The following is a 13,337-nucleotide window of genomic DNA, read 5'->3' as shown; positions in this document are numbered from 1 at the left end:
TATTTAGATAAACAGTCGTGTATCGCTGGTGGCGATCAAGTGCGAGACGTTAAGGGGTCAATATGAAGTGGAAGATCGATGCCTGTGAATGAAGCTCGCACATCAACTTCGTCTATCATTGTGGACGTACTGTCCATCGTGTGAAACAGCCCACGTGACCGGCTGAGTAGAGGCGATGCGCAGCAATGGCTGCCTCAGCGCGGGCGACGCACCAACCATGGGGGGCGACGGGATGAGTCGTGTCTGAGCAGATACAGCGAACGGACCTATCAGACCTCGTACGAGATCGACGCGCCGAACTCAAAGTCGGACTCCGCACGCTTGCCGACCGATGCGCCGATCCGGAAACCGGTGAACAGCTCAAAGTCGGATGGCTGCACCGCTTGGAGACACGCGAGCCAGTCATCCCGCCCCAACTCCCCGGCCTCCGGGCACTTGCGGCCGGCCTGGAACTGCCACTGCCCATCGTCCAGGAGGCGGCAGGCGCACAGTTTATGGGGATCGTCTCCGAGGTCTGGAGCGAAGACGAGGATGCACGCGCCCTCGTTGCCTACCTGGGCGAGATGAGCGAAGCCGAGCGGCGACAGGTTAAAGCGATGGTCGAGGCGTTCGCGCGCAGCCGGTCGAACGGCTGACGGGTCGCTACCGACTTGGGGTCGTGTAGCGGGCGAGCCTAGCACCCAAACCCGAGTCAGTGTCAGATGCCTCCGATAAGGTGATCTTTGCGTTGTGTGACACCTGTCGCCGATATGCGTACCTGGATCGTTGAGGGGGCCTTTTGACCACTCCTGTCATGAACATCACGTTCGTTGACGAGCTGCCCGGCGGCAGGCAGGTCCTGCCCGTGGAGTGCGAGGGCGAGCTTGTCTGGTTCTTCGCCCGGGGCGCCATGACGGAGGAAGCGCGCGACGAGATGGCGTTGTACTTCCGCCACCTGACGGACGAGGGGCATTGGGTGCAGCAGTGGGACGGCAAGCGTGTGCCGCCCCAGAGGCGCCGCGGCGAATAGGCGGCCGAGCACACGCAACCAGAAGGGCCGCGCGGCATACGTCGCGCGGCCCTTCTGGCGTTCTATGGGCACGCATCACCGGAGAGGGTTCGTATCCTTACGTGCTCTTAAAGGCGCAGGTCATCGGGTTTCGGTGCGTGCCCATTGCGCGCCCGGACGGCCCTGGAGTGGCTGGCACGAGGTGATAGCCGTTGGGCCGCCACAAGGCTCTGACCTGCATAAACTGCCATACGGCGGCACCTGTCAGGACTGCCTGTCATGAACGATCTTGACTCGTAATGCGTAGGTCTCGGGTTCGAATCCCGAAGGCGGCTCTGGGAAAGCCCAGGTCAGACAGTTGATGTCTGGTCTGGGCTTTTTTGTGTTGGGGAGGGGGGTTGGGGGAGGGCGGATTCTATGAGGGTGGTGGCTTGGGGGGTGCCGGGTTCGGTGGAGAGGTGGTTGAGGATGCGGGTGGTGTGGTGGGGGAGGGCTGGGTCGTTGAGGAGGGAGAGGACGGCGTTGCGGAGGGTTTCGGGGGTGGCGGAGGTTTTGGGGACGTGGCGGGCTATGCCGAGGTCGGTGAGGAGGGCGGCGTTGCCGAACTGGTCGGCGGCCTGGGGGACGGTGACCATCGGGACGCCGCGGGCGAGGGCCTCGTGGGCGCTGCTGGCGCCGGCGTGGGTGATGAAGGCGTCGGCCTGGTCGAGGACGGCGCGTTGGGGGACCCAGGGGTGGGCCTCGATGTTGGCGGGGAGGGCGTCGGGGAGGGGTGAGGTGGGGTGGCGGCCGGTTTGGAGGATGACGTGCCAGTCGGGGAGGTTGCCGAAGGCGGCGATGCAGGCGCGGTAGAAGTCGGGGGCGTGGGTGTGGAGGGTGCCGAGGGAGATGAGGAGGAGGCGTTTGCGGTCGGTGCCCGGGGGGCGGGTCCAGGGGGGTTGGGGGTCGGGGGTGTGGGTGTTCCAGCAGGGGCCGGTGAAGGTGTAGATGGTGGGGTCGACGCGGTCGGGGTGGGGTTGGAGGAGGGTGGAGATCAGGGCGAGGCAGCGGTCGGGGCGGCGGGCGGCGCGGCCGGGGCCGAGGCCGGTCTGGGCGAGCCAGGCGTGGGCGGGGGGCGTGGTGTTGCCGGGGGGACGGGCGGCGCGTTCGGCGGCGAGGTCCTCCTCGTAGCCGTCCCAGGGGACGGCGTGCGGGGAGAGTTGGATGGCGGGGATGTGCCAGCGGTCGGCGAGGGCGCGGGCCGCGTAGGCCATCGGGTCGTAGAGGATCAGGTCGGGGCGGTCGTCCCGGTAGGTGGCGAGGAGTTGGGGGAGGGCGCGGCCGGCGTTGGCGAGGAACAGCCGTAGGTGGTCGAGGAGTTGGCCGTCCCAGGCGTCCGGGTCGTCGGGGGTCGGGAGCGTGGTGGTGTACGTCCGGGGTTCGGCGCCGGTGGCGGCGACGGTGTCGGCGAAGGACGGGGGGATGGCGTAGGTGACGCGGTGGCCGCGGGCGACGAGGGCGCGGATGACGGCGAGGCTCGGGTTGATGTGCCCGTGCGCCCCCACGCTGAACATGGCGATATGGGATGGCGACGGGGAGGGGGATTGCGATGGGGATTGGTTCATGGCGGGGTCTGATTCTGGGGTGGGGGTGCTTCAGTTGGTGGGGTAGGTGGGGAGTTGGCCGCGGTGGTGGAGGGTGGAGAGGGAGGGGGCGGCGGCGTCCTTGGGGGAGAGGACGGGGGTGATGTCCGGGGGCCAGGCGATGGCGAGTTCGGGGTCCAGCGGGTGGATGCCGTGTTCGCGTTCGGGGGCGTAGCCCTCGGAGCAGAGGTAGACGACGGTGGCGTCGTCGGTGAGGGCCAGGAAGGCGTGGCCCAGGCCCGCGGAGAGGTAGACGGCGCGGTGGTTGGTGTCGTCGAGGCGGGCCATCTCCCACTGGCGGAAGGTGGGGGAGCCGGTGCGGACGTCGACGATGACGTCCAGGACGGCGCCGCGGACGCAGGTGAGGTACTTGGCCTGGCCCGGGGGGACGTCCGCGAAGTGGATGCCGCGGCAGGCGCCGCGGCGGGATACCGAGAGATTGGCCTGGGCGAGCGGGAGTTGGTCGCCGGTGGCCGCGCGGAAGGCGTCGCTGCGGAACCACTCGTGGAAGCTGCCGCGCGCGTCGGTGAAGACCTCCGGCTCGTGGATCCAGGCGCCTTCTATGGACAGGGGTCGCATGCGGGCTTCTCGGCTTTCTGGCAGGGGAGGGTGGGGAACGCCTCGGTGAGGGCGGTGCGCCAGTGGGGGAGCGGGGACATGCCGGCGGCGTGCCAGCGGTCGTGCGCCAGGGCGCTGTAGGCGGGGCGGGGCGCGGGGCGGGGGAAGCGGTCGCCGGTGGTGGGGCGGACCCGCTCCGGGTCGGCGCCGAGCAGGCGGAAGACCTCCCGGCAGAGGGCGTACCAGGTGGTCGCGCCGGTGCTGGTGCCGTGGTAGACGCCGGCGGGGGCGGTGCCGGCCAGGGCGCCCTCGCCCAACTCGATCAGGTGGGCGGCGAGGTGGGACGACCAAGTGGGTTGGCCCCATTGGTCGTTGACGACGTCGAGGGTGGGGCGGGTGCGTTCGAGTTCGGTGACGGTGCGGACGAAGTTGCGGCCGCCCGCGCCGTAGAGCCAGGCGGTGCGGACGACGTAGCCGGTGTCCGGGAGGAGGGCGCGGACCGCGCGTTCGCCGGCCAGTTTGGTGCGGCCGTAGGCGCTGCGCGGGGCGGTGGGGGCGTCCTCGGGGTACGGGGTCCGGGCGCGGCCGTCGAAGACGTAGTCCGTCGAGACCTGGAGCAGGACGCTGCCCGTGCCGCGGCAGGCGTCGGCCAGCAGGCGGGGGCCGGTGGCGTTGACCGCGCGGGCCTGCGGCTCGTGGTCCTCGGCGGCGTCAACCGCCGTCCAGGCGGCGCAGTTGACCACGACGGCGGGGCGGTGGGCGGTCAGCGTCGCGCGCACCGCCTTGGGGTCGGTGACGTCCAGGTCGGCGCGGGTGGCGGCCACCGCGGGGCGGCCGGCGGCGGCGAGGTGGGAAAGGACGTCCCGGGCGAGCATGCCCGTGGCGCCGGTCACCAGCCAGGGGCGCTCCTGTGGGGCGGTCACAGCGCCGCTCGCGCCTTCAAGGGCTCCCACCAGGCCCGGTTCTCGCGGTACCAGCGCACGGTGTCGGCGAGCCCCTGGGCGAAGGGCACCCGCGGGGCGTAGCCCAACTCCTCGCGGATCTTGGTGCAGTCGACGGAGTAGCGGCGGTCGTGGCCCTTGCGGTCGGCGACCGGCAGCACGCTGGTGTCCCAGTCCGCGCCGAACTCCGCGAGCAGCAGCTCGGTCAGTTCGCGGTTGGACAGCTCGGTGCCGCCGCCGATGTTGTAGACCTCGCCGGCGCGGCCGCGGGTGCGGACCAGCTCGATGCCCTGGACGTGGTCGTCGATGTGGAGCCAGTCGCGGACGTTGCCGCCGTCCCCGTACAGCGGTATCTGCCGGCCGTCCATGAGGTGGGTGATGAACAGCGGGATGGCCTTCTCGGGGAAGTGGTGGTGGCCGTAGTTGTTCGAGCAGCGGGTGACGCGGACGTCCAGGCCGTGGGTGTGGTGGTAGGAGAGGGCCACCAGGTCGCCGGACGCCTTGGCCGACGAGTAGGGGGAGCTGGGGCGCAGCGGGTGGGTCTCGGGCCAGGAGCCCTCGTCGATCGAGCCGTAGACCTCGTCGGTGGAGATCTGCACGAAGGTGTCGATGCCGGCCTGGTGGGCGGCGGCGACGAGGGTGTGGGTGCCCAGGACGTTGGTGTAGACGAAGGTGTCGCCGCCGTCGATGGACCGGTCCACGTGCGACTCCGCGGCGAAGTGCACCACCTGGTCGTGCTCGGCCATGAGGGCGCGCACGGTCGCGGGGTCGCAGATGTCGCCCTGGACGAAGCGGAAGCCCGGGTGGGCGCGGACCGCGTCGAGGTTGGCGGGGTTGCCGGCGTAGGTGAGCTTGTCGAGCACGGTGAGTGCCACGTCGCCGGGGCCGTCCGGGCCGAGCAGCGTGCGGACGTAGTGGGAGCCGATGAAGCCGGCTCCGCCGGTCACGAGAATCCGGGTCGTCATGAGGAGTTGCGCACCTTGTCGTGAGCACCGGAACGGGCCGGTGGGCTTGGGTGGTTGGCGGCGGGGGACGGCGGGCTACGGCGCGGCGGGTGGCACGACGATCGCCGCGAGCAGCAGGCGGGGGGCGGCCAGCCAGGCGCCGTCGAGGACGGCGGGGACCCCGGGCGCGGTGTCGTCCGGCGGGGTGCGGAGCAGTCGCGCGCGGAAGGTGCCGGCCGGGTGGAGGGCGATGGTGGCCTCGTGGAAGCCTAGCCAGGCCCGGGTCAGGGGCGACCACACCTTGTAGACCGCCTCCTTGGCGCAGAACAGCAGCCGGTCCCAGCACACGGCGGCGCCGGTCTCCCGTAGGGCGCGCTGTTCCGCGCGTTCCTCCGGGAGCGCGATGCGGGCCAACATGCCGGGCGGTAGCGGCCGGTGGGGTTCGGCGTCGATGCCGACGGCGCGGGCGTTCGCGCGGAGGGCCAGCGCGGCGGCGCGGTAGCCGCGGCAGTGGGTGAGGCTGCCGACGACCCCGGCCGGCCAGTGCGGCGCGCCGTCGGGGCCGGGGAGCAGGGGGCCGGGGGGAAGGCCGAGGCGCAGGCCCGCGCGGCGGGCGCAGTGCCGGGCGGTGGCGAACTCCCGGCGGCGCTCCGGCCGCATGGCGGCGGCCAGTTGCTGCTCCTCGGGGAAGAGCGCGGCGGCCGGGTCGTCGCCGTAGGACTCCGCCGCCGCGACGTGGTCCGGCAGGAGGGTGGCGAGCACGTCGTCAGTCCCGGTCCGGGGCGAGCGCCTCGACCTGGGCGAGGGGGTCGCCGTCGTCGGTGGGCAGCAGCGCGAGCACGGGGGTGTCCAGGCCGGCGGCGGTGTACTGCCGGATGCGGGCGCGGCAGGCGTCCGGGCTGCCGTGCACGATCAGTGCGTCGACCACCTCGTCCGGGACGGCCAGCAGCGCGCGCCAGCGGTCGCCGGCGTCCCAGGCCCGGTGCATCGCGGCGAGCGGTTCGGTGCGGCCGAGCCAGTCCTGGAAGGCCCGGTAGGCGGGCGCGGTCAGATAGCTGCCGATCATCATCCGGCCCAGTCGGCGGGCCGCCCGGGCGTCTTCGGTGACGCACACGAAGACCGGGGCGATGAGCTCGGGGCCGGGGCCGAGCGCGGCCCGGACCGTCGGCACGTCGGTGGGGGCCAGCCAGTTGGTGATCGCGCCGTCCGCCTCCTCGGCGGCCAGTTGCAGCATCCGGGGGCGCAGCGCGGCCAGCAGGATCGGCGGGGGCTCGGCCGGCGGCCGCTCCAGCCGGAAGCCGCGCACCGTGAACGTGGGGTACTGCTCGGTCACCGGCTTCCCGGCCAGGGCGGTGCGCAGGAAGCGCAGGGTGTCCCGGGTCCGGGCGAACGGGCGGGTGTGCGCGAGGCCGTTCCAGGCCTGGACGACGCCGGGGGAGGAGGCGCCGATGCCGAGGGCGAACCGGCCGGGCGCGCAGTCGGCGACGGCCGCCGCGGACATCGCCAGCAGGGCCGGGCCGCGGGTGAACACCGGGGCGACCGCGGTGCCCAGCCGCAGCCGGGGCGACCACTGGGAGGCCAGCACCAGGGGCGAGAAGGCGTCGGCGCCGGCGGTCTCGGCGGTCCAGACGCCGGTGTAGCCCAGGTCGGGGAGGCGCTCGACGAGTGCGCGGTGGGCCGGCAGGGGCACGCCGGTCAGCGGGAGGGTGATCCCCCAACCAGTCATCGCGGGGTGGTCTCCTTCTCTCGTGGGCGGCGGGGCCGGGGTGGGAGCGGGCGCCCGGCGGGGGACGACGGGCGCCCGCGGTCGGTGGGGTCAGTCGCCGTCGGTCAGCAGGGCCCGGGCGTGGTCCTGGAACAGCGCGGCGGCGGCGCGGACCTCGGCGGCCATCGGGCGGTCGGCCTCCAACGGCGGGGAGATCCGGGCGAGTTCGGCCCAGACGCCGGTGGCGTCCGCCGCGACGTCCTTCATCACGGCCAGTTGGGCGGCGGCCAGCGCGAGCGAGCCGACGGCGAGCCAGCCCAGCTCCAGGGCCTCGGTGACGCCGTTCGCGCCGTTGAGCGCCATCGGGACGTGGTCCTGGTTCCAGCCGTTGGTCGGCAGCGTCGTCAGCGAGGCGGGGGTGACCAGTTGGCGGATGCGGGAGATGAACGAGGTGGCGCTGATCTGCACGCCGGCCAGCCCGCAGCCGCGGCCGGCCCGGGGGGTGAGCATGATCGGGAGGTCGCCGTTGGTGGTGGGGTTGACCACCAGGCCGAGCTGACGCTCCGCCAGGTAGGCGGCCATGTGCATGGCCAGGCCGGTCTGTTCGGAGGCGAAGCCGACCGGCATGGCGTGGAAGTTCCCGGCGTGCAGCACCCGGTCCTCGAAGGTGAGGGGGTTGTCGGTGCAGCCGTTGGCCTCGCGGAGCAGGAACGCGCCGGCGGTGGTGAGTTGGTCCAGGACGGCGCCGAGCACCTGCGGGGCGCAGCGCAGGCTGTAGGGCTCCTGGAGCGGGCGGCGCTCGTCCCGGCGGTGGTCGGCGGGCAGGTCGCGGCGGATCCAGCGTGCCACCTGGAGCTGGCCGAGCTGGTTGCGGGCCTGGCCGACGCCCTCGTCGTAGTGCTCCGCGTTGCCGCCGAGCAGGACCGTCAGCCGGCTGGTGAGGGCGGCGATGGCGCGGACCATGAGGACGGCCGAGCGCTGGTTGCGGAGGGCGACGGCGAGGCCGACGCCGGTGCCGTTGACGAAGGCGAGGGCCTCGCGCACCGGCCAGGTGAGCGGCTCGGCGCCCAGCTCGGCGAGGGCCTCGACGGCCGGCCGCTGGACCCACTGCCCCTGCGCGTCGCGCACCCATGCCTCGCCCTGGCCGGCGCAGGCCAGCGCCACGTGCGCCAGCGGCTGGAGGTCGCCGCTCGCGCTGACCGTGCCGTCCCGCGGGATGACCGGGGTGAAGCCGGCGTTCCACAGGTCGGCCAGCCGCTGCCAGAAGTCGGTGGAGACGGCGGAGAAGCCCTTGCGCATGCTGTTCAGCCGCAGCCAGAACACCAGGCGGGAGGTGTCCGGGTCGAGCGGGCGGCCCTGTGCGGTGCCCAGGTGGGAGATGAGCGAGGCGCCCTGCTCCAGCTCGGAGGTGGCGGAGTAGGTCACCAGCGGCCCGAAGCCCTGGGTCAGCCCGTAGACGGGCTTGCCCTCGGCCAGGTACGCGTCGACGGTGGCGCCGGAGCGGTCCATCCGGGCCACGTCCGCGTCGGTGAGCGGGCCCAGCTTGGCGGTCCAGGCGGCGGCCTCGACGATGCTGTCCAGACTGGGCAGGTCACTGCGGTCGCCGTCGGCCGGTGCCGGGGCCGACGTGGGGGTCAAAGTCACGTTGCTATCCCTGGGTTCGGTGGGTTGAGGAGGTCGTGAGGTGCTGCACCTTGCCCATGGCGGACCGCTTGAGGTCGGGCACCGTGTGCACCTTCCGCGGGCGGGCGCCGAGGACGGCGCGGACCGCGGAGAGATCGGGGGCGTGGGGGCCGGCGTCGGGCCGGGGGACGACGTAGAGGTCGAAGTGCTCGCCGATCATGGGGTCGTTGACCGGGGCGAGCGCCAGGTCCGCGCAGTCGAGCCGGGCGCGCAGGGCGTGCTCGGCCTCGTCGAGGTTGATCCGCTGCCCGTTCACCTTGACCAGGCGGCCGACCCGGCCGAGGAGCCGGAACGTGCGGGCGTCCAACGGCTCGACGAGGTCGCCGGTGCGCCACTGCTGGGGGCGCACTTCGCCGGGGCGGTTGGCCAGCCGGGGGCTGCGGATCACCAGCGGGACGCCGCCCGCGTGAGGCGCGGTTCCGTCGGTCGTGGTGCCGTCCTGGTCGGGGGCGAAGGTGACGTCCGGGAAGAGCGTCCAGGCGGGCGGGTCGCCCTGGCTCCAGCGGCGGGTGGCGATGCCGCCGGTCTCCGTGGAGCCGAGCAGCTCCACGATGGCCGCCCGCTCGGGGCCGGCCTGCGCGAGGAAGGTGCCGGCCTCGGCGGGCAGCATCGCGCTGCTGTAGAGGACGGTGACGTGCTCGAAGGAGCGGACCCAGTCCAGGTGCCGCAGCAGCAGGGAGAAGATCCACGGCGTGGCGACGACGGCGATCCGGCGGCAACCGGGGTCCGGCAGCGCGCCGAGGTAGCCCGGCCGGTACCACGCCGGGACGCCGAGCCTGGCCGGCAGCAGCAGCGTGGCCAGCGCGCCGTAGACGTGCACCGGTGGGGCGAAGGAGACCACCGCGCCCGGCGCATCTGGGCGGAGGAAGTCGGCGAGCGTGCCGGCCTCGGCCCAGGCGTGCGCGCGGGTGCGCTGCCAGCACCGGCTCGGTCCGGTGCTGCCGGAGGTGTGGAAGTCGAGCACCGGCGGCAGCGCGCCGGCGACCAACTCCGCGGCGTTGGGCGCCTCGTCCCACCGCACGTGCCAGGCGCGCTCGGCGACGTCCGGCGCGCCGATCCCCGACGACAGCAGCTGCGCCGGGGTCAGCTTCTGATAGGCCACGCAAACTCCCTGTGATGGCGCCCAGTTGGCGGGCGGCTTCGCAATCAGGCGGCGAACTGGGCGACCTGCATGAGGTATTGGCCGTAGCCCGAGTTGCCCATCCGCTCGCCGAGGCGGTGGCAGTGCTCCGCGTCGATGTAGCCCATGCGCAGCGCGATCTCCTCGATGCAGGCCACCCGGACGCCCTGCCGGCTCTCCATGACGTGCACGTACTGGCTGGCCGCCAGCAGCGAGTCGTGGGTGCCCGCGTCCAGCCAGGTGAAGCCGCGGCCGAGGCGGATCAGCCGGGCCCGGCCCTCCTTGAGGTAGGCCAGGTTGACGTCGGTGATCTCCAGTTCGCCGCGGGCCGAGGGGGTCAGCTCGCGGGCGATCTCCACCGCGTCCGGGGAGTAGAAGTACAGGCCGGTGATCGCGTTGTTGGAGCGTGGGCGAAGCGGCTTCTCCTCCAGGGCGACGAGGTTGCCGTCGGCGTCGGTCTCGCCGATGCCGTAGCGCTCGGGGTCGGAGACCGGGTAGCCGAACAGCGTGCAGCCGTCCAGGTCGCCCCGGGCATTGCGCAGGATCCGGGGGAAACCGGCGCCGTGGAAGATGTTGTCGCCGAGGATCAGCGCGAAGGGGTCGTTGCCGATGTGGTCCGCGCCGATGAGGAGCGCTTCGGCGATGCCCCGCGGCTCGGTCTGTTCGGCGTAGGTGATGGTGAGCCCGAGGTGCGAGCCGTCGCCCAGCAGCGCCCGCAGCGCGGGAACGCTGGTCGGCGTCGAGATCACCAGGATCTCCCGGATTCCGGCCAGCATCAGCACGGAAAGCGGGTGGTAAACCAACGGCTTGTCGTAGACCGCGTGCAGCTGCTTGGACGTCGCCAGGGCCGAGGGGTACAGCCGAGTGCCGCTGCCACCGGCCAGCAGAATTCCCTTCATCGCTCTCCCTGTTGGTCTTGGATATTCCTGCGGTGCGGGGCGGATCGCACCCCTCACACCACGTGCACGGTCGGGACGTAGAGAATCCACTTGCCGCCGGCGTCGCGGAATTCCTTTTCCTTCGCCATGATTTCCTCGGCGTGGTTCCACGCGAAGAGCAGGGCGTAGTCGGGGTATGCGTCGGAGAACGCCTCGGGGGTGCGGACCGGAATGTGGGTGCCCGGGCTGAGCCGGCCCTGCTTGGCGGGCGTGGTGTCGCAGATGAACGGGACGAGGTCCGGGCCGATGCCGCAGAGGTTGGTCACCGTGGCGCTCTTGGCGGTCGCGCCGTAGCCGACCACGGACTTGCCCTCCGCGCGCAGCGTGGTCAGCAGCGCGACGAGGTCCGTGCGGATCTTCTGCACGTTGGCGCCGAACGCCTCCAGGGTGGCGAGGTCGGAGAGCTTGCGGGTCTCCTCCTCGGCGATGAGCGCGGCCACCGCCGGCGACGGGGTGCGCTGGCCGGCGGGCGCGAGGAAGTAGCGGACCTCGCCGCCGTGCACCGTCAGCCGCTCGACGTCCACCAGCTCCAGGCCGTTGAGGCGGGCCATCTCCCGCACCGAGCGGGCGGTGAAGAAGTAGAAGTGCTCGTCGTAGATCTGGTCGAACGAGGTGCGCTCGACGATGTCGCCGAGGTAGGGGTCCTCGAAGACGAAGACGCCGGTGGGCTTCAGCAGCGCCCGCACGCCGGCCAGGATCGAGTCCATGTACGGGATGTGGCACAGGGTGTTGGCGGCGTAGATGACGTCGGCCGGGCCGTCCTCGGCGCGCACCTGCTGCGCCGTGGCCTCCTCGAAGAACGCCTTGCGGACCCGGATGCCCTTGGCCGCGGCGACGTCGGCCACGCTCGCGGACGGCTCGACGCCCAGGTGGCGCACTCCGTGGTCGGCGATGGCCTTGAGCATCACGCCGTCGTTGCAGCCCAGTTCGACGATGAACGGGTCGTCCGCGGTGAGCTCGTCGGCCAACAGCTGCTTGGCCAGGTTCTCGAAGTGCTCCCGCATGAAGGTCGAACCGGAGGAGAAGTACGGGTACTCCTCGTGGAACATCCGGTCCCGCGGGACCTCCTCCATCAGCTGCACCATGGTGCAGGACCCGCAGACGCCGACGGCCAGCCGGTAGAAGAACTCCTCGGTGAGGTCCGCGTCCGGGGCCAAGAAGGCGTCGGACAGGGGCTGGCTGCCGAAGTCAAAGAATTCCTGTACCGGAGCGGCACAGATACGGCAGGGGAACTTGCTCGACATACATGCTCCTGGGTGGCCGACCGGCGGCGGGGGAACGGAAATACCCGAACTTCGGCGGCGGACTGGCGCGTTGGGCCGAAGCGGTTCTCGGTGAGTGTGCCCCAGAAAGCGACCGGGGTGGAAGTGCGTGCATTGTTTGGTGTCCCGCTGGCGGGACAGGAATCCGCCGGCGTGCAGCCGATTCTGACGGTCCGCCGGACGCCCGGGAACGGTTCGGGAATTCCCCTGTGCCGGCCCGCTCGGGGACATTTATCCTGACGCCGTCCCAGTGCGCCCGTGCGATCCGCAAGAGGGGCCCGTGGAAATCGCGGGAACGGCCCGGACAATCCTTTGAACGAGCGGCTGTTGGCCGCCGGCGGGGTGCTCGCACGGCTTCCGTGAGAAGGCATGTGATCCATGATCAAGACCAGCTCTTTCCCCGCCCTGACCGAGGCGGCGGTGCAGCTCACCGACTCCCAGCGCGAGGAGGTCGCGCTGCTGGCCGAGGAGCTCGGCCGGGCCGCGTCCGGGGCGCTGGACAGCCCGGCGTGGCTCGCCGCGGCCCGCGCCGCCGCTGTCCGGATGCCCGATCAACTCCTCACCGCTATACGTGAGTTCAGATATGACGCGGGTCCCGAGGGCGTGCTGTTGGTCCGCAACCTGCCCATCGACGCGGAGCTGTCGGCGACCCCCACCGCGCTCGGGTCGGTGCAGCGGACCGCGACCACGGCCGCCGGCGCGATCGTCATGGTCCTGCTCCAGCTCGGCGAGGTGGTGGCCTACCGCAGCGAGAAGTCCGGCGCGCTGGTGCAGAACGTGGTGCCGGTGGCGGGCCAGGAGCGGCAGCAGAGCAACGCGGGCTCGGTGCGGCTCCAGATGCACACCGAGAACGCCTTCCACCGCAACCGCCCCGACTACCTGGGCCTGTTGTGCCTGCGCACCGACCCGACCGGGGACGCCCGGCTGTGCACCGCGTCGGTCCGCCGGGCGCTGCCGATGCTGTCCGGCGAGGCGCGCCGGACGCTGTTCGAGGAGCGCTTCATGACCGAGGCGCCGCCGTCGTTCGGCGGCTCCGGGAGCGTGCCGCCGCCGGTCCACGCGATCCTGCGTGGCGCGCCCGAAGACCCGGACGTGCTGGTCGACTTCAACGCCACGCACGCCCTCGACGACGGCGCCCGGCGGGCCATGGCGGAGCTGAACGCCGCCTTCGAGCGGGCCACCCACGCCCTCGACCTCACCGCGGGCGACCTGGCCGTGGTCGACAACCGGCTGGTCGTGCACGGCCGGACGTCCTACGCGCCCCGCTACGACGGCACGGACCGGTGGCTGCACCGGGTCTACGCGGTTGCCGACTACCGCCGCTCCCGGGTTGACCGGCAGGACGCGGGCAGCGTTCTGGACTGACCAGCTGCGCTTGGATTTGCTTCCCACGTTGTTGGCTTTCCCGCCGTGCGGGTTGCTGTTGTTTCGCCTTGCGGCGCGGGCGTTGTGTCCGCTGCGCGGGGCTGTTGGGTGCGGTGACGGGCCTCCGGGGGCGGTATGCCAGACTGCTTCGCTTTACGTCTGGCATACCGCCCCCTCCGACCCGTCCCCTCCCGTGGGTGGGTGGAAAAAC

The 13,337-nt window shown here is 72.0% G+C and carries 13 protein-coding genes; 3 read left to right on the top strand and 10 right to left on the bottom strand.

Features of this window, described 5'->3' with window-relative positions:
- Positions 1–239: 239 nt before the first annotated feature.
- Both ACFVFQ_RS24455 and ACFVFQ_RS24450 read left to right on the top strand, forming a co-directional pair.
- Complete coding sequence (locus ACFVFQ_RS24455; RefSeq protein ID WP_383419568.1) at positions 240–635, top strand: XRE family transcriptional regulator; 396 nt, start codon at positions 240–242, stop codon at positions 633–635.
- Positions 636–793: 158 nt separating this feature from the next.
- A complete protein-coding gene (locus ACFVFQ_RS24450) occupies positions 794–1,009 on the top strand; it encodes a hypothetical protein (RefSeq protein ID WP_383419566.1) in 216 nt (71 codons plus the stop codon).
- A gap of 329 nt (positions 1,010–1,338) precedes the next feature.
- Here the strand turns inward: ACFVFQ_RS24450 and ACFVFQ_RS24445 are convergent, their stop codons facing one another.
- The 10 genes from ACFVFQ_RS24445 to ACFVFQ_RS24400 all read right to left on the bottom strand — a co-directional run bounded on the left by ACFVFQ_RS24445 (position 1,339) and on the right by ACFVFQ_RS24400 (position 11,743).
- The gene (locus tag ACFVFQ_RS24445) at positions 1,339–2,541 is read right to left on the bottom strand and encodes a macrolide family glycosyltransferase (RefSeq protein WP_383419564.1); all 1,203 of its coding nucleotides are present in this window, start codon (positions 2,539–2,541) and stop codon (positions 1,339–1,341) included.
- An 81-nt stretch (positions 2,542–2,622) separates the two neighbouring features.
- Complete coding sequence (locus ACFVFQ_RS24440) at positions 2,623–3,189, bottom strand: dTDP-4-dehydrorhamnose 3,5-epimerase family protein (protein ID WP_383419562.1); 567 nt, start codon at positions 3,187–3,189, stop codon at positions 2,623–2,625.
- Positions 3,171–4,091, bottom strand: a complete 921-nt coding sequence (gene rfbD, locus ACFVFQ_RS24435) for a dTDP-4-dehydrorhamnose reductase (RefSeq protein ID WP_383419560.1) — start codon at positions 4,089–4,091, stop codon at positions 3,171–3,173. The genes ACFVFQ_RS24440 and rfbD overlap by 19 nt, the downstream gene beginning before the upstream one ends.
- Positions 4,088–5,074 carry a dTDP-glucose 4,6-dehydratase gene (rfbB, locus tag ACFVFQ_RS24430; protein ID WP_383419558.1) on the bottom strand — a complete coding sequence of 329 codons (987 nt, stop codon included), beginning with the start codon at positions 5,072–5,074 and terminating at the stop codon, positions 4,088–4,090. The genes rfbD and rfbB overlap by 4 nt, the downstream gene beginning before the upstream one ends.
- A gap of 75 nt (positions 5,075–5,149) precedes the next feature.
- Complete coding sequence (locus tag ACFVFQ_RS24425) at positions 5,150–5,815, bottom strand: 4'-phosphopantetheinyl transferase (protein ID WP_383419556.1); 666 nt, start codon at positions 5,813–5,815, stop codon at positions 5,150–5,152.
- A gap of 4 nt (positions 5,816–5,819) precedes the next feature.
- On the bottom strand, positions 5,820–6,779 hold the full coding sequence (locus tag ACFVFQ_RS24420; protein ID WP_383419554.1) for an LLM class F420-dependent oxidoreductase: 960 nt from the start codon (positions 6,777–6,779) through the stop codon (positions 5,820–5,822).
- Positions 6,780–6,869: 90 nt separating this feature from the next.
- Complete coding sequence (locus tag ACFVFQ_RS24415; protein ID WP_383419552.1) at positions 6,870–8,402, bottom strand: aromatic amino acid ammonia-lyase; 1,533 nt, start codon at positions 8,400–8,402, stop codon at positions 6,870–6,872.
- A gap of 4 nt (positions 8,403–8,406) precedes the next feature.
- Positions 8,407–9,543, bottom strand: a complete 1,137-nt coding sequence (locus ACFVFQ_RS24410; protein ID WP_383419550.1) for an AMP-binding protein — start codon at positions 9,541–9,543, stop codon at positions 8,407–8,409.
- Between the two features lie 44 nt (positions 9,544–9,587).
- Positions 9,588–10,460 carry a glucose-1-phosphate thymidylyltransferase RfbA gene (gene rfbA, locus ACFVFQ_RS24405; RefSeq protein ID WP_383419548.1) on the bottom strand — a complete coding sequence of 291 codons (873 nt, stop codon included), beginning with the start codon at positions 10,458–10,460 and terminating at the stop codon, positions 9,588–9,590.
- A 53-nt stretch (positions 10,461–10,513) separates the two neighbouring features.
- The gene (locus ACFVFQ_RS24400; protein ID WP_383419546.1) at positions 10,514–11,743 is read right to left on the bottom strand and encodes a methyltransferase domain-containing protein; all 1,230 of its coding nucleotides are present in this window, start codon (positions 11,741–11,743) and stop codon (positions 10,514–10,516) included.
- Positions 11,744–12,139: 396 nt separating this feature from the next.
- Between ACFVFQ_RS24400 and ACFVFQ_RS24395 the strand changes: the two genes are divergently transcribed.
- Complete coding sequence (locus ACFVFQ_RS24395; protein ID WP_383419544.1) at positions 12,140–13,126, top strand: TauD/TfdA family dioxygenase; 987 nt, start codon at positions 12,140–12,142, stop codon at positions 13,124–13,126.
- Positions 13,127–13,337 lie beyond the last annotated feature (211 nt).

The sequence above is a fragment of the Streptomyces sp. NPDC057743 genome (genome assembly GCF_042798755.1).
In the GTDB taxonomy this organism is placed as follows: Bacteria; Actinomycetota; Actinomycetes; order Streptomycetales; family Streptomycetaceae; genus Streptomyces.
This window is presented reverse-complemented; position numbering and strand designations above follow the sequence as displayed.

Excerpts from the sequence above, each read along its gene's own strand:
- ACFVFQ_RS24450 (WP_383419566.1), top strand. The coding sequence starts at position 794 with ATGAACATCACGTTCGTTGACGAGCTGCCCGGCGGCAGGCAGGTCCTG.
- ACFVFQ_RS24445 (WP_383419564.1), bottom strand. The coding sequence starts at position 2,541 with ATGTTCAGCGTGGGGGCGCACGGGCACATCAACCCGAGCCTCGCCGTC.
- ACFVFQ_RS24440 (WP_383419562.1), bottom strand. The coding sequence starts at position 3,189 with ATGCGACCCCTGTCCATAGAAGGCGCCTGGATCCACGAGCCGGAGGTC.
- rfbB (WP_383419558.1), bottom strand. The coding sequence starts at position 5,074 with ATGACGACCCGGATTCTCGTGACCGGCGGAGCCGGCTTCATCGGCTCC.
- ACFVFQ_RS24420 (WP_383419554.1), bottom strand. The coding sequence starts at position 6,779 with ATGACTGGTTGGGGGATCACCCTCCCGCTGACCGGCGTGCCCCTGCCG.
- rfbA (WP_383419548.1), bottom strand. The coding sequence starts at position 10,460 with ATGAAGGGAATTCTGCTGGCCGGTGGCAGCGGCACTCGGCTGTACCCC.
- ACFVFQ_RS24400 (WP_383419546.1), bottom strand. The coding sequence starts at position 11,743 with ATGTCGAGCAAGTTCCCCTGCCGTATCTGTGCCGCTCCGGTACAGGAA.
- ACFVFQ_RS24395 (WP_383419544.1), top strand. The coding sequence starts at position 12,140 with ATGATCAAGACCAGCTCTTTCCCCGCCCTGACCGAGGCGGCGGTGCAG.